Raw genomic sequence first — 21,455 nt, forward strand, 5'->3', positions numbered from 1 at the left:
ATGAACAAGACCCTATGTTTCACAGATCCTGTGCCGCGTTACGCGAGAGGCCTTTCATGGTCCCTGAAGCGGTCTGCCAGAAATCCGCTCACGGGCTCCAGGTATCCGCAAAGGTCTTGTTCACGTCGGTCAATACCTGGTACGCTAATGCTGAAAAATCGCCAGGCGATATCCGTGTTTTGTTTGTCGGCTTCAAGATACGGGAAATGGCTAAGCCACATGGTACTTCCTGCAACTGGCCGTTAGAAGAATTCCATGCCTTCAGATCCCCAGGCATGAAGACATACCCCGGCCGTGCCCCGTAACCATACGAGTCGGGTATGATGGTCCCGATTTGTGTGGTCGTCTGGCTGAAGCCTTTTGGGAGAGGGAAGTGATTGACAAGCACCCATCTATACTCGGGATCCCAAAACACCCCCTCAAGCCCAAAACGCTCCTGAAGTATTCGGATCTCTGCGTTCATACGTCGGATGTCGATCATCTGCGGGCTCCTCCTTGTCCTGCGGTCTCAAAAGTGGGCAGTAGGCCAAAGCGGTCGCCGTCTTTGACCTGCACGGGTTCATCGGCACCGATGACTTCATATCGGCCGTCCGGGCTCACCTTGGCCACGGCCCCTTCAGGCGACTGCCCGATCTTTTTGCCGATCTCGTCCTTGATGTCCCCGCCGGTGACCGGCCCGTTAAAGGGGAACTGATTCAGGTCAAACTCGTAGCCGTCATACGTCGCCGTGTTCTTCGCCATGATATGCCTCCTTCTGGGTTTGAGTTGACTTGCAGCCAGCATTCTCATGAAAACCAATAGCAACTGACTTACCGACTACGCCCACCTCTTTATTGTGAGATGGGCTTCTGAGCCTCCATCCTCCTGCTGTAAGAGAGGCTTCCAGCCTCGATGGTCGCTGCGAGGACGCCGCTCACACGGGGTCTTTTGAGGCTGATAGATCTGCACTGGCGTTCCTATTGTCACGGGTGTAGGTGCGGCTTCAGCCGCACAATCACTTGAGATAGTGCCCCCTGAGCCTCTCCACCACAGCCCGGTAGTGCTCCAGGGCCTGGTCCGGCTTCCCTTCCTTGACGAGCCGCACCGACGGTACAACCAGACTTTCATACAGCTCCAAATATGCTTGATCCGATCCGCGAGACGCATCCATCCGCCTTGCAATCTCAGGAGCGATCGCGTAGTATTCCTGAACAAGGTCTTTCCCTTCCGGTAGATCCATCAGGTATCCGTCCCTGAAGGCCCTCAGGGTCTCCAACTCGTCGCAGCGGTCCCCCAGCCCCATGGCCCGGACGCAGGCGGATGTCAGAAAGCACCCGCCGCCGCTTCCCTTTTTCAAGGCCTTCTTCTTGGATTCGGTCCTGGACATGCCGTACCCCTTGGATTTCGATTTGTCCGTGTACGTCACCGTGGTCTTGTAACGCGGTCCCGGCACCAAGGTGTTGAATGGTTCAGGGGCCACCGCCTCTGTCTTCACGTATCTGACCTTCTTCTTTCCCATGGCATGATCTCCTTCTTGGAAGGCCGGTCTCATCCCGGCCGGTTGGCGACAAAAAGGCCGTTCATTCCTGACGAATAAACGGCCCCCGTTAAGAATCGCTCTATTTGTTAAGCGAGTGTTTGATTTGTCTTCATCCCTGTCCCGACAATATGTCTGGGATAAATTGCGCCAGAAATCGAGTCCGCCGCTCCGTCATTCCGGCGAAAGCCGGAATCCAGTCTTTTTTTAACGCCCTGTCCATTCTGGATGCCGGACCGAGCCCGGCATGAACCGAAAATATTGGAGTGCAAAATAAGCAATGGACATCAGTTGGGGGTTCTGTTCCCAGGCCCCCCCAGCCCGGACGGTCCTTGTCCGCCGGAGCAGCCATGAATCATTAACTTAACATTCCATAACCGTCTCCTGTGCAAAAGGGTTGGCCACGGGTACCCATCCGGTTCCTGCGATCAAAAGCAGGAAAACGGCTTGAAATCGCCTGCTTTTCTCATAGCAACCGGAGTAACGACAGCTCCAACCAGGTTGGTCATACGAGACATTTGCAACCAGGCTGTTCACATATTCCAATAGCAAGTGCAGTACCGAAAAGACTTCTGGGCGGGCTGACGCGCCGTCTGAAGGGGTCGTTTCAATACTTGAAAGGCGGCCAAGTGATCCCGAGCCGTTTTCGACCCGGGATTCCCACAGATCCGGACATGCGCGACTGACGCATCCGGCTCCTCAGGTCATGGTTTTGCTATGCGACCTCAGCACTGGTGGGTGACGGTGGGTTGTGCCCTTTCGGCAGGCGTGCAGAGATCAATAAATTTTCGGCATGTAAAATTTTTTTAGCTTGCGAGGATGAATCGGAGGCCGGGAGGCCCCAAGGGGCCCCCGGCCGGCATAGGGTTAGCGGTTTTGATCCTGGTAATGCCACGGCATGAAGGTGTGCGGGGAGGACTGGAGGGCTTTGGTGTTCTTCAGGAGCCATATGAGGTAGTCGAGCGGGTTGACGCCTGAAAGTTGACAGGTGTGGATGAGGCTCATGAAGAGATCCCCGACATAGGCGCCACCTTGCGTCTTGTAGAAGAGGGAGTTTTTCCGGTTTAGGATGGCGAACTTCAGGGCCCTTTCACAGATATTGTTGTCCAGCGGGGCTCCAGGCACCTTGAGAAAACAGGTCAGTTCCTTCCAGTGTTTGAGGAGGTAGGTGATCGCCTTCCCCAAGCCGGATTTGGGCTCCACGGTCATCTCCGCAAATTGCTGATGGCACCACGCCTCGAGAGCTGTCATGACGGCCTCAGTGTTGAGCCGATGGTAAGCCAGTCGATCCTCCGGGGACGTTTTTTCGGCTCTGGCGATCGCCTCATACTTATAGACCGTTGCCAGCTCGTTGCTCACATGAGCGCAGTCGTCCGGGAATCGATCGACCAGTTCCACGAACTTCCTGCGGGCATGGGCGAGGCAGTTGGCCAGGATCGTCTGAAAGTCCTTGGATACATTCCGGCTCAGGGCATCGCACATCTGAATCGGTGGGAGGAGCCCCGTTGCCCGGCGTTTCAACAGATCGTGCAGGTTTGTGTCCTTCCGGCAGGCGTGCTTAACACGCGGGGCCGGGATGTTATAATGTAGCGCCATCCCATTTGGATTCTATAAGGAGGATGGCGATGGAAACCACTTCGAGGAATCCTATCCCATACAGCAGCCACTCCCAGCCCGACCTCGTCGAGGTCGAACGCCGGTTTGCCGAGTGGCGCCGGCAGCGCGGCAAGAAGCGTGCCCTGATCCCGCAGGAGTTGTGGGAGGCTGCGGTACAGCAATGCAGAGGGCATTCTGTTTCCGAGGTATGCCGCAGACTGAGGCTTTCCTTCACAGAGCTCAAGAAGCGTCTCTCCTCTAATCATGCCACTCCGGAGCTGATCCAGCTGGACACCACCTGCCTCTTCGGCCAATGGGTCGTCGAGTGCGAACGCGCGGATGGCAGCAGGCTGAAGCTCTCGGGAACCGGTCAACCGCCCGATCCTGAAAGCATTCTCGGGCAGTTTCTCTCTTGATCCAGATCACTGCCCACATGCGGATCCTGCTGGCAGTGGACCCGGTGGATTTCCGCAAAGGCATTGACGGGTTGGTGGCAGTATGCCGGCAGAAGCTGGCCGTGGATCCATTTAGCGGCGCTCTTTTCATCTTTACCAACAAGTCCCGTCAGGCCCTGCGCATCCTGGTCTATGATGGCCAGGGATTTTGGTTGTGCCATAAACGCTTGTCTCGGGGTCATTTCTTGTGGAAGTTCGGCCCGGGCGCCATCCGCGATCTGGCGGCTGCTCAACTCCAACAGCTTTTGTGGAACGCCGATCCGTTCAAAAAAATCCCGGAGGATTTCCGGCGGATAGAAAAAAATCGACCCATCCCTCAAAAAAATGCTGGCCACAAAAAACCTTCTTTGCTATAAGCAGGGCAACCTTTACCAAGAGGAGGATTACAGAGGTTGCTCATTTGTGGTCGAGACTTCACGCCAACCGATCTGGATTGGATCCGCCGTCAAGTTACCAGCGTGCCGGGATTGAACCGTGCACAGCTCTCACGCATGTTCTGCGAATGGGCCGAATGGCGAAAGCCCGACGGCGGATTGAAGGACATGAGCTGCCGGGTGGCCCTGCTGCGCCTTTACCGGGCCGGTGTCATCCCGCTTCCAGCGCCAAGGAAAAGGCGCGTCGTGTCCAAACGGATCCAACACACCCTGACAGGAGAACCCCAATCCCCGATCGAGATCGGCCCCGGTCGCATAAGCCTTTCGATCGAGCCGGTCGACCGGAGATCATCCCCTCTTTGGAATGAGCTGATCGACCGATACCATTACCTGGGCTATGCCCGCATGGGCGGGGCGCAGATGCGCTTTATGGTCTGGGCCGGACAGCATCTGGTTGCGCTTCTGGGTTTCTCGGCCGCCGCCTGGCGTGTCGCCCCGCGCGACGAGTTCATCGGCTGGAGCGACGATCAGCGTATAGAGAATCTGCACCGGGTGATCGACAACAGCCGCTTCCTCATTTTGCCCTGGGTAAAATCTTTCAATCTTGCTTCACAGATCCTTGCGCGCACGGCGCGGTTGCTCCCTGATCGGTGGGAAGAGCGCTACCATTACCGGCCTTCCCTGACTGAGACCTTCGTCGAAAAGCGACGTTTCACCGGCGCCTCGTACAAGGCCGCCAACTGGGTCTGCGTGGGGCAGACGCAGGGGCGGGGCAAGTGGGACCGGAAAAAGGCCTGTGACAAACCGGTCAAGACCATCTGGCTCTATCCGCTCGAGCGCCGGTTCAGAAAGGTCTTGTGCCGATGAAAAAAACGCCAAAAAGCTGAAGATATCCGCCGGCGAGTTCGAGGCGCTCCAGGACCGTATCAAAGAACGGAACCTGACCGACTCGGACTACGACATGCTCCTGGGGCTTGCCGAGACAGTGGCGCGCCTGCGGGAGGTCCTTTCCGAGAAAGAAACCTCCATCGGCCGGCTGTGCAAGTACCTGCTAGGGGCCCCGACCGAGACAGCCCGAAACATCCTCGAGGATAAAACCGAACCAGTCCGGAAAAAAGGCGACAAACCAAAACTCCGGGGGCACGGGAAAAACGGCGCAGGCCAGTACACCGGCGCTGCCAGGGTGCGCATCGAACAACCCACTCTGAACTCGGGGGACCCCTGCCCAAGCTGTGAGAAGGGTAAACTATACGAGCTGGCCATGCCGTCGGTCTTTGTTCATATCGTTGGAACAGCCCCTCTCAAAGCCACCGTTTATGAACGAATCCGCTTACGCTGCATTCTGTGCGGAGATATCTTCACCCCTGAGCTGCCCGAAGGGATCTCCGAGCAAAAATACGACGATTCCGCTACGCCCATGCTGGCGATACTGAAGTATGGCTGCGGCATGCCCTTCAACCGGATCGAGACCCTTCAAAGGAATCTGGGCCAACCTCTGCCCGCCTCCACCCAGTGGGGTATCCTCGATACCGCAGCCGTAGCTCTGGCCCCGGTCATGGATGCCATGGTCTCATTCGCCGCGCAGGGCACGCTGCTCCACAATGATGACACATCCGCGAAGGTGCTCGCTTTCCTCAAAGAGCAGGATCCGGACAGCAAACGCAAAGGGATCTTCACCACAGGGATGGTCACCGAATCCGAGGGCCATCAGGTCGCCATGTTCATGACCGGCAGACAGCATGCCGGGGAAAACCTGCACGACCTGTTGAAACGCCGGGCAACGGGGCTGCCGCCACCGATTCAGATGTGCGATGCCCTGAGCCGGAACGTATCCAAGGACTTTCAGACGATCCTGGCCAACTGCCTCGCCCATGCCCGCAGGAAGTTCGTGGAGCTGGTCGAGCGATTCCCGGACGACTGCGCTCATGTGATCAACGAGCTGGCAACGGTCTATATGCATGAGGCGATCGCCAAAAGCGAAAAGATGTCCCCGGAGGATCGACTGGCTTACCATCGGCTCAACACTGAGCCCGTCATGACAGCTCTCGAGGCGTGGTGCCATCAGCAATTTGCGGAGAAGACCGTGGAGCCCAACTCCGGCTTGGGGAAGGCGATCACCTATCTCCTCAAACACTGGAAGGAACTGACCTGTTTTCTCAAGGTGCCTGGAGCCCCGCTGGACAACAATATCTGTGAAAGGGCCCTGAAGTTCGCCATCCTACACCGCAAAAACTCCCTCTTCTACAAAACGCAACGCGGCGCCTATGTCGGGGATCTCTTCATGAGCCTCATCCACACCTGTCAACTTTCAGGCGTCAACCCGCTCGACTACCTCACATGGCTCCAGAAGAATACCAAAGCCCTGCAGTCCTCCCCGCACACCTTCATGCCGTGGCATTACCAGGATCAAAACCGCTAACCCTATCCCGGCCGGGGGCCCCTTGGGGCCTCCCGGCCTCCGCTTCATCCTCGCACGCTAAAAAATTTTACATGCCGAAAATTTATTGACCTCTGCACCTCTGCCGAAAGGACACAAAATAACCTGGCGGTAATGATGCATCTCGAACCTCCTGTTTGCCATGGCAGTCCCTCCCGGAAAATTTTTCCCCGGAAGTCTACCCTATGATGAACTCTTGCTCCGAGACCCTTTCTTTCCTTAAGGCAGAAAACGATTCCTCCACATTGGCTCCTTTACCGCGATCATCGACTGGCTCCATTACGCCGATCACCAAGTGGCCTCATTAAGCCGATCACGCAGTGGCTCGATTACGGCGATCACATAATGGAGTTATATGAGCGGTCACTAACACCAAGGGACATCCTTCGCAATTGGGCTCTCTGGCGAAACAGAACAGGACCCCGATGTCGTCTATCTGGGCGTGAAACCGCCTCGACGCATCGGGCATGTAGATATGGCTTTCCAGCAGGCCTCTTAAGTGGGCCCTGGCGGCCGGCACATGCGGCAACAGGCCATGTCGAAAAAGGATCCGCTCCAGGTATTCATCCACGATGACCCCCCTTTTTCCGAAGAGATACACCATCAACACCATGGCGGTCTCCTGGCCGACGCGCGGGAGAGAAAGAAGCCGCTTCTTGAGGTCCCTTTCGTTTAGGTTAGGTCCATCGAGCATTCTCAGGATTTCGGCAACAGAGGCCAGTTGGTATCGGAAGTTGGGCTCGGGCAGTTTGATGCCGGAGATCCGGCATGCCTGCTCATAGGTCAATGATGCGATCAGTTCCGGGTCCAGGCCTCCTCCCCTGAGAAGATCAAAAAACAGATTGGTACGGTTGTAATAGCGCTCCAGAGATGCGATGGCGCCAATGACGGAGCTGGGGAGATCTTTTACCAGGAGACTGGGCCTGTCTGTTTCCCCGAGAAGTCGATGGACCAGGTTGACCAGAGATCTGGCCGAGGGTCTCAAAATAGCGGCGTCGTAAGGCCAGCCGCACACCTCGGTCACGCGGCGATCCTCAGCGGCAAACGGCCTCAGAAAATGGTCGTGGATCGCCAGGTTCGCGGCCAGGGCCCGTTCTGCCCCCACCCGCTAATTGAGCAGGAGATCGAGGCAGATGACCGAGGGAGACTCCCCTTCGAACCAGTCATGACCCAGTCTCAGGGGCTTCAGCCTCAGTACTGCCCTCACAAAATCCTCAGGACTCATGGGGCTTTTGATACCTGATAGCTTGTTTATCACGGCTACCCTGGCCTCCAGTCACCTCAAACATTATTTCTTCTCCATGGAGTTATGAGGACGATGGCAGGACCACAAAGCCGGCTGTTCTGAAATGCTGGTCTGCGGTCAAGGCTGTGTCAGTTCCCAGTTCGCGCATAACCACAAAACTGGTGCAATCGGTAAGAGAAAACGACTGGTCCCGCCACTTGAAGAACCATCGGATGGCCTTTTCCTGCCTGTCATGTGTAATCCACTCGGTGCCGCACCTGGGACTTTGGGATGTTAGATCCCACCATTTCTCGGCAGCAGCTATGCCCAGACGAATGCGGATGAGTGTGAGCGTCTCATCAATCACATAATTGGACGTGACCAGAATACCGCCCTGCTCCAGCCATCGGTCCCGGACCTGAAGGGAAGAAGCGTGACGTGGATCGTTGGCGTCTGCCATGGCCATCCAACCGGCCGTATCCACGAACAGGCGTTTCATTGTCCACAGGACCCGTAGAGCAGCCTGTCGTGATCCGCGGCAGTCAGCCCGTCGGATGATACTCCAAGCGCCCCCGATCGGTACAGGGGATCCTTATCGAGCGGGCAGGAGATGCGGTCTTCCTCGTCCACCGGAACGATGCGAAAAACAGGCTGGCTTCTGTAGAGGACCGTGAACTGCTCCCCTCTCTTGACCCTCTGAACGATGTTGGGCAGGGTAGCCCGAAGCTCTTTTGCGCTGATAGTCTGTTGCATGATCATCCTCCGTTAATAAAGTTCATCTTAAGTTTATTCTTCAGCGAGCGGTGTGTCAAGTCCCCCGATTTGATACACGATTGCCATTGTGAAGTGGCGCTGAAGTCAAAATGCTGTGTGAGCGGCACCTTGCCATCCCGCCCATGAGCGGGACGGTTTGTAGCAGATCCCGTTTAGCGGGGGAATCCACTCCCGGAAGATTTTCCTCGCAAAATGAGAACTGCTGCCTACTTAATCAAGCGGATTTTCGCATGTGTGAGTGATGAATGCTGAATACCGAAGGGCTTGGGCTCCCTATTCCAGATGGCTCACCTCTGCCCCCTTGCGGCGCACCAAATAATCGGCGATCTGCTGCCGGTGGCACTCGGCCACGTGTTTTTCGGCACACAGGAGACAATAGGGCTCCGGGATCCCGGTCAAACGGCCGGTCAGCAGCTCCCCACATGCTTCGAGCATCCTTGCATAGCGGTCCTGCCAGTCCTCGAAATCCAGGAATACATTCCCGAGTTCGACGAGGGACCGATACCCGATCCCGGCCTCGGAAAGCCACTTGACGATGCCCTTGTCCGACGTCTTGGCCTTGACCCAGATGCCCATGCTGGCCCGGTCTGGCCTAAGCCTGCAATCCACAATAGTCCGGATTCCGTTTGCCCGCATGATGCCAAGGAAATCCTCTCTGTTTCGCCCTCCATATCCAATGGTAAATACCTTCATCGCACCTGTCCTCCTTATTGGGTTCAATTCACATAACGTCCCAGCCAACAAAGGCTTTCCACGCTGCCATGTTTGGACAAAGATGGCGCATACCCTACGCATACCCTTTCCATTCTCAGCATTTAGCAACCCGAGTACCATAAGGGCGCTTGCCGGTCGGCAGCCTGGCTTACGCAAGAAGACTGTCCTTGTGAATCAGCAATACATCCTCCTTTTTCCCTCGTTCCAGCATGGCATCAGTGAAACCGCTCCTGCTGAACAGCATGAACCGGTTGGTGCGGTCATCCCTGTGCCAGTCCACCTGATGGGATTTCCTCACGAGGTCTTCGTACACATTGATCCCCACCTTTTTGCCGGTCCACTTGCACTCGCCGAAATAGGCCGTCCGGGTCTCCTCGTCCAGCGCGACCAGATCGATCTCTTCATTTCTAGACCACCAACGGCCGATGGCCGTGAACTGCATCCGGTCCTCTTGCATCAGACCGAGGCAGATCTCCTTGCACGCCCCCTCATAAGCCAGGGAGATCTCCTGTCCCAGCGAGGCACGAATCAGGTCGGCCACATAGTCGGCCTTCCCGATTTCAAGCCTGCTCTTGAGGGGGAAGACATACTTAAACCAGAAGGCGAAGAATCTGTCCTGGATGCTGTAGCGGCCCTGCTTGCTTTTTTCAGGGTTCTTTTCGGTTACGGGGACTTCCTTTTTCAGGAAACCCAGCCTCTTGAGAATGTCTGCATATCGGGAGACATGGCTCTTCTCAAAACCGGTTTCATTGATCACTTCGGAGATCTTCCGCTTTCCCTGGGAGACCGCCTTGAGCAGGGCAAAATAGTTTTTGGGCTCCCGCAATTCCTCCATCAGCACGTATTCCACCTCGTTGGAGAAAAAGGTGCCCTTTTCAAGGACGAGACGTCGGATGTTTTCAAGGATGTCCCGCTCTGGGCTGACCTTTTCCAGGTATGCCGGGATCATGCCAAAGACCGTATAAATGGCCATCAAATCGTCGAAAGGTCTGTCGGGGAAGAATTCATAGAGGCTTTGAAAGGGCATTTCCCTGACCTCCAGGGAACCGGTCCGCCTGCCATAGAGGGGGGCCTTGTAGAAGAGCACCTCCTTTTCCATCATGCCGATGCTCGACCCCATAAGGACGAGAAACACGTCGGCCTGTTTCATATGTTCATCGATTCCCTTCTGAAAGATGGAGGAGACGGCCTTGTTGGAAGTGACCAGGTAGGGAAATTCATCCACGACGATCACCAGCCTGCCCACTGTCTTTTCTTTCAGGTAGCGAAAGACCTGCTGCCAGTCCCTGAAGCCGACATCCTTCAAAATGGGGTCCTCGAAATTGTCGCCCACCATCTGACCAAGCCCTTTCAACTGTTCGGTCTCGGCAATCCTGTCGGCCAGAAAGTAGATGGCCTCCTTTCCCCTGATGAACTCCTGAACCAGCCGCGTCTTTCCCACCCGCCTGCGGCCGTACACGGGGACAAACGCGAATCCGGGATCGTGATAGGCCCTTTCCAGGACCGCCAGCTCCACTTTTCTATCCACAAATTGCATAGGCCACCTCCAGTATAATCGTGATTAGTATAATCCTGATTATCCTTTTTGGCAAGCGGAATGACCAATAGGCAGCAATCCTCATTATGATGCAGACCTGGAGTTAACATTCTGTGTAAGTGGCATCTTCCCACGATATTTCGCGGCTCGTCGCAGATCCCGTATAGCGGGGGAAGCCGCTCCCACATGACAATTCGGCCGTAATGACAATTGGCGACCAATGGGGCAACCCTGCAGGCCTGTCAGTGCAAGTTCGATGGTGGTGGGGGGCAATGTGTCGATCAAGCCGCTCTTGCGTCAGTAAAGGTGGTCCGTTGTACCGCCTGCCGGTCTGTCCTTGCCTGCGGCCAGGCGAAGCAGGGCCAGGGGGTGTTTTCCTATTCTGCGAGAGAGGCTTCTGAGCCTTGACACTCGCGGCGAGGCCACCGATTTCACAGGGCAAGCTGAGCGGTTGACATGAAAGGCGATAAAAGGGCTGCGGGTTAAGAGATGACCACTTTCAGACCCAGGAGCCTGTGCATGGGGTCAAAATCCCTGTCGTCGTCCAACAACGGAAGCCGGTAGTGGATACAGAAGGTTCCGATCATAACGTCAATGGTTTTTCTCACTCATCTCTTCGAGACTCCCGCTCCACCAGAATTCCCCACCAAACGGCTTGAGGGCCTCCAACCCCTTTACCTGGACCAGTATCCGCAACCCCTCCTCGATGACCCCCATTTTCGTCTTTGCGTCAGCGACTCTGAAGGCGGATTTCATCAAATCGTCGTCGATCACCACGTTCGTTCTCATATCCTTTCTCCTATGTGTACGGTCGAGGCCCATTGTACGCATTGCTTCGGGAATGGCAACGCCTCCTTTTCACTGGAACAACAGGACTCCGTCAAAGTCAGCCAACGTCAAGTGGGGTGGGTGTCAAGGTTGTTGTCACCTGAGCCGTCTTTAGGCGGCGAGTAATAATTCATGTTGACCTTCACCGTTTTTGCGCGGGTTGAGTCGTACAACTTGGACCGGTTGCCAATCACGGGTTAGCCCCGACCATCGATTGGGACGGCGGTGGCGTGCAGCCTGGTAGAGAGCGTGCCTTTTCGCCAGGATCTGCGGCTCCCGCCCATAATGACGATCGTCGGGGGTAACGAACTTTATGGCGCTGTGGAGATGCTCGGTATTGTACCAGGTTACGAAAGCGTCGACCCAGTTTTACACCTCCTGGATTGTAGCAAACGATTGGGATGGATACTCAGGCCGATACTTCATGGTCCTGAAAAGGGCTTCGGAATACGGGTTGTCATCGCTGATGTTTGGCCTGGAGAAGGAAGGAACCACTCCCAGCTTTTGCAGCGTAGCCAGCATGGTGGACCCTTTCATGGGACTGCCATTGTCGGAGTGAAGTACCAGTCCTTCAGGATCCACATGATGACTGGCACAAGCAGCGACGAACAATTGTGCACTGTGCTCCATGGATTCTTCTTCGAACACAGTGGCGGCAATAATCTTTCGGCTCCACACGTCGATGATCATGTACAGGAAGAAGAACGTACCGCGCACGGTCGAGCGTATATAGGTGATGTCCCAAGACCATACCTGGTCGGCTCCTGTGGCCACATATTCCTTTGGGCGGCTTGAGACAGGCGGTTTTGCACGATGCCGATGGCTGAGCATCCGGTTTTCCCGCAGTATCCTGTAGAAACTTGATTCAGAGGCCACATAGAGACCGGCGTCGGCGAGTTTGGGAATGATCTGTTTTGGGGACAAATCACGAAAGGGTTTGCTGTTGGCAATTTCAAGCACTTCCTGGCGTTCCTCCTCACTGAGGGCTTGTGAGGGAACGGTATGAGGGCCTCTGCGTTGATCCTCCCCGCCATCCTGAGCGCGCCAACGCAGGATCGTTCTGTGGCTCAGACCGAGCATCTGAGCTGCCGGCTTGAGCTGCGCGCCGGCCTTCAGCGCTTCCTCTATCAGCGTCAGGGTCATTTGCCGCTCTTCCCGGGTGTGCCTTCGTCCTCGTCCCCCCAGATCGCTTCGGCTTTTTTTTTCAGCACCAGCAACGCTGCGGCCTCGGCAAGCGCCTTTTCTTTGCGGAGCAGTTCCCGTTCGAGTTCCTTGATGCGCTTTGACTCAGGAAACTTCTGCTTTTTCGGCTTCCGGCCATGGCCTTCCTGCAGCGCTCCAAGAATCTGGGAGCGCCACTGCTTGAGATGGGTTTCATGCAAGCCTTTCCCGCGCAAAAAAGCGCCGAGTTCTTCGTCTGGCAGGGAAGCAGCTTCCAGGACAACTGCCAGTTTCTCCTCGGCCGTCCAATCCTGGGGGCGTTTTGGGGACATGGCGATCATCTCCGAAAAGGTTCGTCTTGATTCCGGGCCGTGGCTGCCCGCAGCGACAGACGCGTTTCTCAACCAGCGTGAAAGTGTGCTCTGGGCAACGCCGCTTTCCTCTGACAATGCGTTTGCGCTTATAGCATCGACCCCAGCCATCCGTTTTACCATGGCCTCTTTGAACCTTACCGGATACTGCATGTCAACCCCCTTCGCCCCCAATAACGTTTTCTTCGGCGATGGGGAAAATTATTTCTCACCCATGGAGGAGCCCCCTGGGGGGCTCCTCCATGGGCCTCCATCTTTCCATCACCCTTCAGGTGACAACTATCCTGGCACAGGGGGAGACCAAGTCATGTCCATTCGGACTTCGAGGGCTTTTCGCCAGATAGCCAGATGGGCGGTTTCAATCCCCTGAATCCGTGAGCGAATTACTTATAAAATTAACGCACAGATCAATATAATATATTGATTTTATTCACTAACTGTGCTACGGTTTCACCTGTCAAAAGATCACTTGGGAGGTGAAACGTGAAACGATTTATCCTTGAGCGGTCCAAAAAAGATTTCTACACCTCGCACTCGGGTCTTGCATTGATCGGACTGGGCATCAACTATTACAGCGACCTGCCAGGCAAAGCACGGAAGGCATTTCCTCTTGCCAAAGGCGTCAGCGGAATCGGACTGGACGACGTCGTGCGCAGCTATGTCGGCATGTGTTGGTTGGCAGAATATGCTGTCGGGAAGGGGCCGTATTTTTCACAAACGCTTGACTAGAGGGGGTCGGATGTCGAATTATTCTGGCTTTGGGAATAGGGCGAAAGCGGGCATAGAAAACAATTGGGGTAAAGGATGTAGCAGCACCCTTTACCCCGAAAAACATGTGAGTAAAACTCACAACCCGTACTCTATTGATAGTATTTGTCGAGGTATGCGTCAAGAGCCTTTTCAGGCTGGGCCGAAAATATCTCTGGCCCAGGCCGCCATCCTGCCCCAAATGCGAAGGGAAGCTGTGGGGGCATGGGTATACCACCGCCTGTTTTGACGGGTACGGGGAACCTGCCGAGATTCCGAGGTACCGCTGCCCGGCTTGCGGGTGTGTGGTCCGGCTCCGCCCCGAAGGATACTTCTCTCGTTTCCAATCTTCTATCGAAACCATCCAATCGAGTATTGCCAACCGCTTGTCTGGCCGCGGCTGGCTCCCGGGTCTTTCGCCATCCCGCCAGCGCCACTGGCTGAACAGCTTGATCGAGCAGACGAAACTGCATCTTGGCCTGTCGTGGTCCGGACAGCTCCCGGACGCATTCGATCTGCTTTACGCCGTGGGGATCTGCCCGGTCAGCCGCTCCATCCAATGTGAAAGAAGTGGTTCTTTTGTGGGGCCCCACCGAAGGCTGCCCTTTACCAGCCCTCGGGAGGTGGAGTATCCAGACGCAAAACCACCACAAAGGAGGTCCCACACATGGACGAACAGCAACAAAAAGACATTGCCGTTTTCCGGTTCGGGGTGATCAGCGACTTTTTCTGCCAAAAATTGACCCGGGGAGAGAAAGAGCGGTTGCTCAATGAGAAGTGTTCCCGACAGTGGCAGATCCCCCACTCAGAGCGTACCCGGCTTGCCCGCACCACGATCCTTTCCTGGATCAAGGCGTATCGGGAAGGCCGGCAGAGGCTCGAAGCCCTTTACCCTCAATCCAGAAGCGACCGGGGCATGCCCCGCAGCATCCACGATGAGGCCGCCGCCGTCATCGTCACGCTGCGCAGGCGGATGCCCCGCTGCACCCTCATGGTTCTTCTCTCGGAACTTGAAAACCGCAAGCTTTTGAGGTCGGACGAGCTGCCGAGCTACTCTTCATTGTACCGCTTCCTTAAAAAGGAGAACCTCTTGCACCTCGATCAGTCCGCACCGGTCGATCGGAGAAAGTTCGAGGCCGAATCCCCCAACGACATTTGGCAGGCCGATGCCATGCACGGTCCCATGATCCTCGATGGGGAAAAGCGGCGGAAAACGTACCTCTTCGCTTTCCTCGACGACATGAGCCGACTGATCCCCCACGCTGCCTTCTACTTCAGCGAAAACCTCGAATGCTACCTCGACGCCTTGCGCTCAGCGCTCCTCAAGCGCGGCCTGCCACGCAAACTCTACACCGACAACGGCAGCGCCTTCCGCTCCAAACTCCTCCAGGAAACCACCGCCAGCCTCGGCATCGCGCTGGTTCACTCCCGGCCTTACAAACCCCAGGGTCGGGGCAAAATAGAGCGTTGGTTCCTCACCGTGCAGAAACAGTTCCTCCCCACACTCAGCTCCAACCTCGATCTCAGGGGCCTCAATGAAAAGCTCGAAGAGTGGATCCACTCCGTCTACCATCAACGTCCCCACGGATCCACGGGTCAAAGTCCCATCCAGCGCTTTGCCGAAAAAATGGAGTGCATCCGCCCCGCCCCCAGAAACCTCGAGGACTTCTTCCGTAAGCGTGCAAGGCGAAAGGTCGCCAACGACCGCACCATCGCCCTGAATGGCAAGGTCTATGAGGCGCCTGTTCCCCTCATCGGAAAACAGGTCACGCTCCTTTACCACGACCATGATCCCACCCGGGTTGAAGTGCACCTGGACAACCTCTCCTACGGGTTCCTCACCCCTCTGGATCTGCACGTCAACTGCCGGGTGCGCCGGTCCCGTTCTCAAGACCTCGTCATAGACAGCGCTCCTCCAAAATCCGTCCCATCCGGCCGGTTACCCTTTTCTCTCGCAAAGGAGCCCCGATGAAACCCCATTATCTCAACTTTTTCCGCTTTACTCGTGAACCGTTCGGCTCCGAACTCGAGCTCGATCAGATCCTTCAGACCGCCGAAGTGGTGGCCGTCGCCGAGCGCTTCGATTACACCCTGCGCCTGGGCGCCGTCGCACTGGTGACCGGTTAGGTCGGTGTGCGCAAGTCCACGGCCCTGCGCTGGGCCATCAGCCGTCTTCACCCCTCCGAATATCGCCCCATCTGGGTGACGGCAACTTCTGGCTCCATCCTCGAGTTGTATCGCCAGCTCTGCTCTGCCCTCGACTGCGATTTGCAGGGCTCCTCCCGCGCCACCCTCCTGCGCATCATCCGCAGGCAGGTCCTCGATCTCGTCCTCAGCCGCAAGCAGACCCCGGTGCTTGTCATCGACGAGGCTTCACTCCTGCGCCTTGAGGTCCTGGCCGAGGTCCATACTCTCCTTCAGTTCGAAGCCGACTCCAAACCCTATTTGCCCATGATCCTCGTCGGCCAGAACCACCTGGCCGATCTGCTGACCTATCGTACCTCGCTTCCCCTCTCTTCCCGCATCATCGCCCGCTATCATCTCCAGGGGATCGACCGGGAGACCCTCGGTACCTATCTCCTGTACCACCTCAAGATCACCGGCATCACCCGCCCCCTTTTCTCCGAGCAGGCCCTGACCGCCATCCACCAGGGCTCGGGCGGCATCCTCAGGCGGGCTAACCATCTCGCCCGCGGTGCCCTCATCGCTGCGGCCGCAGAAAAGATCCAGCAGGTCGCCGCCGAACACGTCCGTGTCGCCGCAACCGAACTCCTCTGATCCTCAAAGCCGGGGCTGGTCATCGGCCAGCCCCCCTCTTCACCCCCATGGACGCTGTGCTTAGAAAACTCCACCGCTTCTTTCGCCAAAAATGGCACCTGGCGACTCTCCATCCGGAAAAAGGACGCTGGATCGTCCAGCCCCATCCCGACCATATCCCTTATCTCAAGGCCCTCAACGCCTCAGGCTGCCACATCCTCCTTCAACCCCTTGAACAATCCCGCTATCTCCTGGCCGATGATCTGTCCTGGGAGAGGGTTTGCCGTCACCATCGCCAACCTGACAACACCTGGAGGCCCGGTCGCATGGTCGTCGAGACCTCCCCTCACAACTTCCAGGTCTGGATCCGTTCTGCCCACCCCTTGGATCTCCACCATAAACGCATCCTCCTCCACATGCTTCACAGCGATCCGGCCGCCGATCCCAACAACCGTTTCGGCAGGTGCCCCGGCTTCCGCAACCGCAAACCCTGCCATCGGACCCCCGACGGGCAATATCCACTCTCTCGCCTCATCTGGGTCGACTACAACTCCTCGGCCATCATCCCGCAGCATCTCTTCCAGGCAATGACTCCGTCTTCCCCTCAACCCTTTCCCCCTCCACCCCCAGGGGGGGCGGTGTGTCTTTCTTCCCCTCCATCTCGCTCCAGATATCTGCGCGCTACCGAATCCGAAACCGACTTCGCCTACGTCCTCGCCCTCCTCAGACGCGGGTACTCCGAACACGCCATCCGCTCCCTCCTCATCGAGCAACGGACCTCCTGGGATCATCACCAGGGCGAACGGAGAAAAAATGCCTATATCAATAGAACCATCGCCAAGGCCAAGACCATCATCCAAAACAAGTCTGTCCAATTTACCCCGAAAATCACCACCAATCGTCCAGGATAATCAGAAAAAAAACGTCAGATTATTGTGAAAGACGACAGCATGCTCTCTCTTGGTCAAAGCGACTATGAAGCCGTAACCAATAAGAAAGATGACACCTATTTCAAGCAGTCCCTGGGTATTCGTAAAGTACCTTCGGCTGAAACGTTACGCCAACGCCTGGATGATGTTGCCGTGGGTCTGCGGCCTTTGGTGGATGCTGCAGCAGTCGATTTTATCCGTAATTCCAAAGCGTTGATTACAAAATTGGATACCGGGCACATTCCTCTTGATTGCGATGTGTTCCCCATGGACAACTCCCAGACCAAGAAAGAGGGGGTTTCCCGCACCTACTCCGGCACGGATGGGTATGCGCCCATCGCCGCTTATCTGGGCCGGGAGGGTTGGTGCCTGGAACTCGAACTGCGGGAAGGCAAACAGCACAGCCAGTGCGAGTTCATCCCCTACCTGGAACGTGTTCTGAAAAAGGCCCGCACCTTGACCTCGGACAAGCTCCTTGTCCGTCTGGATTCCGCCCACGATGCCCTCGAAACCCGTGCCACCCTGGCGGGGCATGAAAAAGTCAGCTACATCATCAAATGGAACCCGCGTAACGAAGACCAGGCGGAGTGGGCCAGCCAGATCTTTACCAAAGGGACGGTCACCTCCCCGCGACCCGGCAAAAGGGTCGGAATCCTCCGAGTCCACATCCGCCAGGAATATCAGGGCAAAACTTACCGCTTCCAAAGGGTGATGCGAGCCGTTGAGCGCACCAGCGACAAACGCGGTCAACTGCTGCTCAAACCGGACATCGAGGTAGAGGCCTGGTGGACCACGCTAGATCTGCCGGATGAAAAGGTGATCCGGCTTTACGAGGACCACGCCACCAGCGAGCAGTTCCACAGTGAGATCAAATCCGACATGGACATGGAACGCCTGCCATCGGGCAAGTTCGCCACCAATGCCCTGATCTTGACCTTGGCCGGTCTGGCCTACAACATCCTGCGTTTCATCGGGCAGTTGGGCCTCGTCGGAGACCGGTCGCCCTTACGCCATCCGGCCAAAAGGCGCCGCATCAAAACGGTCATCCAGGAACTGATGTATCTGGCTGCGCGGTTGGTCACAACCGGCCGGCGTTTAAAAATCGTCTTCAGCCGACATTGTCCGGCTTTTGAAGCCTTCGGGGCTTTGTACAACCGCCTGGCATGCGGCTAGACCCGCAAACCTATTAACGCCGGTCAAAAAATGGACAGAATGGACGGTTTAAAAACGACCAGGGAGAGTAGCGGGGCATAGCTGTGCACGGGGCGGCAAACGGCTTCGCGAAGAGGGGCAGCCTGCGGGAGCCAGATACGCCCAAGGAAGGGCCCGCCACATCTCCAGGAGGAAGAGGCGGGAGCAAACAAAGATTTTTTAGGGAATGGATCTATTTGTGCTTTCTTCGATAACTTGTTCCTCCGAGGATGATGATCTCCGAGTTGTAGACGAGCCGGTCAGCGATCGCGGAGGCTACCGTGTTGGAATCGAAGACCTTCCCCCATTGAGCAAAAGGCAGATTGGTGGAGAGGATTGTTGACCTCTGGGTATGCCTTTGACTGATGACCTGGAAGAAGAGGTTCGAACCCTGTGAGCCAAGCGGAAGATAACCAAGCTCGTCACAAACGAGCAGATCCGGGGTCTGGTATTGCCGAAGCTTTCTGATGAGCGACCGGTCGAGCTCGGCGGCGACCAACTGGTTGATCATGTCGATGGCGCTGGTGAAGAGGACCTTGAGGTTGGCATTGCACGCTGAAGTGGCGATGCATTTGGCCAACATGGTTTTCCCGGTGCCCGGGTTACCGATGAAGATGACATCCTGCTTTTTTTCGATGAAGTGGAGGTTGAGGAGTTCGAGGATTTTGGTTTTCTGATCCTCGCGGGATTTGTGGTGGTGGAAGTCAAACTGATCGATGCTCACTCTTTCCGTGATGCCGGATTGTGAGAAGCGGCGGCTGACGGCGTTTTTCCACCGCTCCTCCTGTTCTGCATCCAACAGACGCTTCAGGATATCCAGGATGCCGAGGTTTTTCTGCCGAGCCTGATCGAGGACACCCTCGAGATGGGCAGCCATTACGGAGAGCTTGAGGGCCTTGAGGTCCTGAGAAACGACCTCGATGGACACGGACATGGCTATTTCCCCTTTCTGAGCACAAAGGCGTCGAACTCGGCGAGGTTGGGTTCTTCGAGGCGGATGCGGTTCAGGCGCTCTTCTTTGAACTGGAGAGGCGGGTGGTCTTTGGTGGGGGTGTGGTCCTGGACCAGGATGTTTTCGATGTAATGAGCACCGAAGGCTTTGTTGATCAGTGCTTTTTGAAGAGATGCCAGGAAAGCGACCAACCCGTAGCGGTCTTTGAGAACCAGGAGTTTACTGACATTCTTCCTGAGGGGAAGGCGGGCTGCAGCCATGTGTTCTAGGTAGAGCCTGGCATCTTCGCCCAGGGAGGCGAAGAGGGCCACTTCTTCGGATTGCCACTGCCTGCGCATGCCTTTTAAGACCGCTTCGCGGTGCTCCGGGAGTTCGATGCGCTGTTTCCGTTCCCAGGAGCGCTGATGGGTGGCGATCAGTTTTTCCTTGAGATAGATGCTGAGGGTTTGCTGATCGGCCTTGACCACGACCTGTTTGCCGACGGCCCAGGGGGGAGTGGTGTAGGTGTTGGCATCGAAGTGAATGCAAAAATCGGTGTGGACCTTGAGCACGGCTGATTCACGGCAATCGGGAAGGAAGTCGGGCAAAGGCCTGAGTTGCTCCTGAAGGGCACGATCAAGAGGCCTCTGAGCGGTGGTGGCATGCAGCCGGCAGTTGGCGAGGGTATCGCGCCAGTGATCGGCCTGGCGCTGCAAGTCGGTGAGATCGACGAACTCGCGCAGGGGCCAGAAGTTATGGCGGATATAGTGGATGACGCCCTTTTCGACCTTGCCTTTTTCCTGAGGCTGGCGGGGGTTGCAGGCCCGCGGGGTGATGCCGAAGGGACGGAGGAACTCCAGAAAGGCTTCGTTGAAGCGGATGAGGGATCCTTCCCGTTCGAGCACGGCGGTGAGCATATTGTCGGTGAGGACTTCTCTCGGGACCCCGTTAAAGAAACGAAAGGCGTTCAAGAGGCAACGGTGAAGGGTCTGCTGGTTTTGGGAGTGGGTGAACTCGAGGTAGAGCAGTCGGCTGTAGCTTAAAACGATGGCGAAGCAGTACAGCCTACGCTCCGTATCGCCGTAGGGGAGGCTGCCGAAGTGGCCCCAGTCGATCTGGCACTGCTCGCCCGGCAGGGTTTCGAAGCGCAGGAACACACGGCGCGGTGCGGGCCTGATCGATCGCAGGAAGTCCTTGAGGATGGTGAGCCCTCCCCGGTACCCCTTGGCGGTAAGCCGCTGGTGGATAACGGTGGCCAGGACGCGGGGGTTACGTTCAAGCATGGCCTGGATATCATCCCGGAACGGGTCCAGTTTGCTGGGCCGTTGGAGTTTTTTCCGCTCGGGGGTTGGATTGCGAAGGTATTTGGTTACGGTTTGGCGGTTCAGGGCCAACTGCTCCGCGATATGGCTTTTCGTCCAGTCTTCCTGTGCCAGGCGGTGGATCTCAAAAACGATGCGTCTTGTGATCATGGTCTCCTCCGAGGCTTTGGTGGATGAGTTGGCGAACGGTGGCGCGGTCGGTCCGAGACCCAAAAGGCAGGGAAAGAACCTGAAACAGCCTCCCGTCAAAGGCGATCAAGTCTTTGTGGATCAAACCGTCCCGGGCGAGGATGTATTCATCGGCCAGAAGGCTCGTCAATGAACAGATCCGGTCGTAACTGTAATAGGACAATCCGTGGCGGTCTCCGACCACGATCAGGAAGAGATAGAGGATCAACTCGTGGTGGCTGAGTCCGGCCCAGAAGCCCTCGCGCAAGAACCGGTGCTCGATGGCGGCAAAGCTCCCTGCGATCTTTCTTGCCCTGTCGGGGCGAAGCAGCCGTTTTTCGATCATGGCCTCTCTCCTTTCGAGAGAAAAGCTACCATGCGGATGGAACCAAAGGCGATCGAGTCCTATTTTGCAATCAGAT

The 21,455-nt window shown here is 56.5% G+C and carries 23 protein-coding genes and 2 pseudogenes; 10 read left to right on the forward strand and 15 right to left on the reverse strand.

The window, feature by feature from the left end; translation table 11 throughout:
* Window positions 1-88: 88 nt before the first annotated feature.
* From ACZ500_RS11435 to ACZ500_RS11450, 4 genes are all read right to left on the reverse strand, one after another.
* Window positions 89-481 carry a hypothetical protein gene (locus ACZ500_RS11435; protein WP_464232610.1) on the reverse strand — a complete coding sequence of 131 codons (393 nt, stop codon included), beginning with the start codon at window positions 479-481 and terminating at the stop codon, window positions 89-91.
* Complete coding sequence (locus ACZ500_RS11440) at window positions 478-741, reverse strand: hypothetical protein (RefSeq protein ID WP_464232611.1); 264 nt, start codon at window positions 739-741, stop codon at window positions 478-480. The genes ACZ500_RS11435 and ACZ500_RS11440 overlap by 4 nt, the downstream gene beginning before the upstream one ends.
* Before the next feature lie 253 nt (window positions 742-994).
* Entirely contained in the window at window positions 995-1,498 is a 504-nt protein-coding gene (locus ACZ500_RS11445; RefSeq protein ID WP_464232612.1) for a CFI-box-CTERM domain-containing protein, read from the reverse strand.
* A gap of 885 nt (window positions 1,499-2,383) precedes the next feature.
* On the reverse strand, window positions 2,384-3,112 hold the full coding sequence (locus ACZ500_RS11450) for an IS66 family transposase (protein WP_464232613.1): 729 nt from the start codon (window positions 3,110-3,112) through the stop codon (window positions 2,384-2,386).
* Window positions 3,113-3,141: 29 nt separating this feature from the next.
* Between ACZ500_RS11450 and ACZ500_RS11455 the strand changes: the two genes are divergently transcribed.
* The 4 genes from ACZ500_RS11455 to tnpC all read left to right on the forward strand — a co-directional run bounded on the left by ACZ500_RS11455 (window position 3,142) and on the right by tnpC (window position 6,360).
* A complete protein-coding gene (locus ACZ500_RS11455) occupies window positions 3,142-3,528 on the forward strand; it encodes a hypothetical protein (RefSeq protein WP_464232614.1) in 387 nt (128 codons plus the stop codon).
* Window positions 3,525-3,923: an IS66 family insertion sequence element accessory protein TnpB gene (gene tnpB / locus ACZ500_RS11460; protein ID WP_464232615.1), complete on the forward strand. Its 399-nt coding sequence runs from the start codon at window positions 3,525-3,527 to the stop codon at window positions 3,921-3,923. Before ACZ500_RS11455 ends, tnpB begins: the two co-directional genes overlap by 4 nt.
* Window positions 3,924-4,025: 102 nt before the next feature.
* Window positions 4,026-4,808, forward strand: a complete 783-nt coding sequence (locus ACZ500_RS11465; RefSeq protein WP_464233037.1) for a Druantia anti-phage system protein DruA — start codon at window positions 4,026-4,028, stop codon at window positions 4,806-4,808.
* Window positions 4,738-6,360, forward strand: a complete 1,623-nt coding sequence (tnpC, locus tag ACZ500_RS11470; protein WP_464232616.1) for an IS66 family transposase — start codon at window positions 4,738-4,740, stop codon at window positions 6,358-6,360. The genes ACZ500_RS11465 and tnpC overlap by 71 nt, the downstream gene beginning before the upstream one ends.
* Before the next feature lie 331 nt (window positions 6,361-6,691).
* Here the strand turns inward: tnpC and ACZ500_RS11475 are convergent, their stop codons facing one another.
* The 8 genes and pseudogenes from ACZ500_RS11475 to ACZ500_RS11510 all read right to left on the reverse strand — a co-directional run bounded on the left by ACZ500_RS11475 (window position 6,692) and on the right by ACZ500_RS11510 (window position 13,141).
* Complete coding sequence (locus ACZ500_RS11475) at window positions 6,692-7,483, reverse strand: hypothetical protein (protein WP_464232617.1); 792 nt, start codon at window positions 7,481-7,483, stop codon at window positions 6,692-6,694.
* Window positions 7,484-7,685: 202 nt separating this feature from the next.
* A complete protein-coding gene (locus ACZ500_RS11480; protein ID WP_464232618.1) occupies window positions 7,686-8,069 on the reverse strand; it encodes a type II toxin-antitoxin system VapC family toxin in 384 nt (127 codons plus the stop codon).
* Between the two features lie 29 nt (window positions 8,070-8,098).
* A complete protein-coding gene (locus tag ACZ500_RS11485; RefSeq protein ID WP_464232619.1) occupies window positions 8,099-8,356 on the reverse strand; it encodes a type II toxin-antitoxin system Phd/YefM family antitoxin in 258 nt (85 codons plus the stop codon).
* Between the two features lie 294 nt (window positions 8,357-8,650).
* Complete coding sequence (locus ACZ500_RS11490) at window positions 8,651-9,070, reverse strand: DUF488 family protein (protein WP_464232620.1); 420 nt, start codon at window positions 9,068-9,070, stop codon at window positions 8,651-8,653.
* Window positions 9,071-9,239: 169 nt separating this feature from the next.
* Window positions 9,240-10,628, reverse strand: a complete 1,389-nt coding sequence (locus tag ACZ500_RS11495; RefSeq protein WP_464232621.1) for an ATP-binding protein — start codon at window positions 10,626-10,628, stop codon at window positions 9,240-9,242.
* A gap of 482 nt (window positions 10,629-11,110) precedes the next feature.
* Window positions 11,111-11,236, reverse strand: a pseudogene (locus tag ACZ500_RS11500) (type II toxin-antitoxin system VapC family toxin); the annotation flags it as partial.
* Window positions 11,220-11,417 (reverse strand): type II toxin-antitoxin system VapB family antitoxin, encoded by a 198-nt coding sequence (locus tag ACZ500_RS11505; protein ID WP_464232622.1) that lies wholly within the window; start codon window positions 11,415-11,417, stop codon window positions 11,220-11,222. The pseudogene ACZ500_RS11500 and the gene ACZ500_RS11505, both read right to left, overlap by 17 nt.
* Window positions 11,418-11,567: 150 nt before the next feature.
* A pseudogene (locus ACZ500_RS11510) lies at window positions 11,568-13,141 on the reverse strand (IS3 family transposase).
* A 330-nt stretch (window positions 13,142-13,471) separates the two neighbouring features.
* Here ACZ500_RS11510 and ACZ500_RS11515 point away from each other — a divergent pair.
* From ACZ500_RS11515 to ACZ500_RS11540, 6 genes are all read left to right on the forward strand, one after another.
* A complete protein-coding gene (locus ACZ500_RS11515; RefSeq protein ID WP_464232623.1) occupies window positions 13,472-13,717 on the forward strand; it encodes a hypothetical protein in 246 nt (81 codons plus the stop codon).
* A 685-nt stretch (window positions 13,718-14,402) separates the two neighbouring features.
* On the forward strand, window positions 14,403-15,707 hold the full coding sequence (locus ACZ500_RS11520) for a DDE-type integrase/transposase/recombinase (RefSeq protein ID WP_464231342.1): 1,305 nt from the start codon (window positions 14,403-14,405) through the stop codon (window positions 15,705-15,707).
* Window positions 15,704-15,862 carry a hypothetical protein gene (locus ACZ500_RS11525; RefSeq protein WP_464232624.1) on the forward strand — a complete coding sequence of 53 codons (159 nt, stop codon included), beginning with the start codon at window positions 15,704-15,706 and terminating at the stop codon, window positions 15,860-15,862. Before ACZ500_RS11520 ends, ACZ500_RS11525 begins: the two co-directional genes overlap by 4 nt.
* A 6-nt stretch (window positions 15,863-15,868) precedes the next feature.
* Window positions 15,869-16,513: an ExeA family protein gene (locus ACZ500_RS11530; RefSeq protein WP_464232625.1), complete on the forward strand. Its 645-nt coding sequence runs from the start codon at window positions 15,869-15,871 to the stop codon at window positions 16,511-16,513.
* Window positions 16,514-16,560: 47 nt separating this feature from the next.
* Entirely contained in the window at window positions 16,561-17,403 is an 843-nt protein-coding gene (locus tag ACZ500_RS11535) for a DNA-primase RepB domain-containing protein (protein WP_464232626.1), read from the forward strand.
* Window positions 17,404-17,427: 24 nt separating this feature from the next.
* On the forward strand, window positions 17,428-18,594 hold the full coding sequence (locus tag ACZ500_RS11540) for an IS1380 family transposase (protein ID WP_464232627.1): 1,167 nt from the start codon (window positions 17,428-17,430) through the stop codon (window positions 18,592-18,594).
* A 211-nt stretch (window positions 18,595-18,805) separates the two neighbouring features.
* On the opposite strand, the gene istB is transcribed toward ACZ500_RS11540, so the two are convergent.
* The 3 genes from istB to ACZ500_RS11555 are packed head-to-tail and all read right to left on the reverse strand — an operon-like array spanning window position 18,806 to window position 21,379.
* Complete coding sequence (istB, locus tag ACZ500_RS11545; protein ID WP_464231346.1) at window positions 18,806-19,546, reverse strand: IS21-like element helper ATPase IstB; 741 nt, start codon at window positions 19,544-19,546, stop codon at window positions 18,806-18,808.
* 2 nt (window positions 19,547-19,548) lie between these two features.
* The gene (gene istA, locus ACZ500_RS11550) at window positions 19,549-21,015 is read right to left on the reverse strand and encodes an IS21 family transposase (RefSeq protein WP_464231345.1); all 1,467 of its coding nucleotides are present in this window, start codon (window positions 21,013-21,015) and stop codon (window positions 19,549-19,551) included.
* The gene (locus ACZ500_RS11555) at window positions 20,990-21,379 is read right to left on the reverse strand and encodes a hypothetical protein (protein ID WP_464231344.1); all 390 of its coding nucleotides are present in this window, start codon (window positions 21,377-21,379) and stop codon (window positions 20,990-20,992) included. Before ACZ500_RS11555 ends, istA begins: the two co-directional genes overlap by 26 nt.
* Window positions 21,380-21,455: the final 76 nt, after the last annotated feature.

The organism is Desulfatiglans parachlorophenolica (assembly GCF_055394735.1).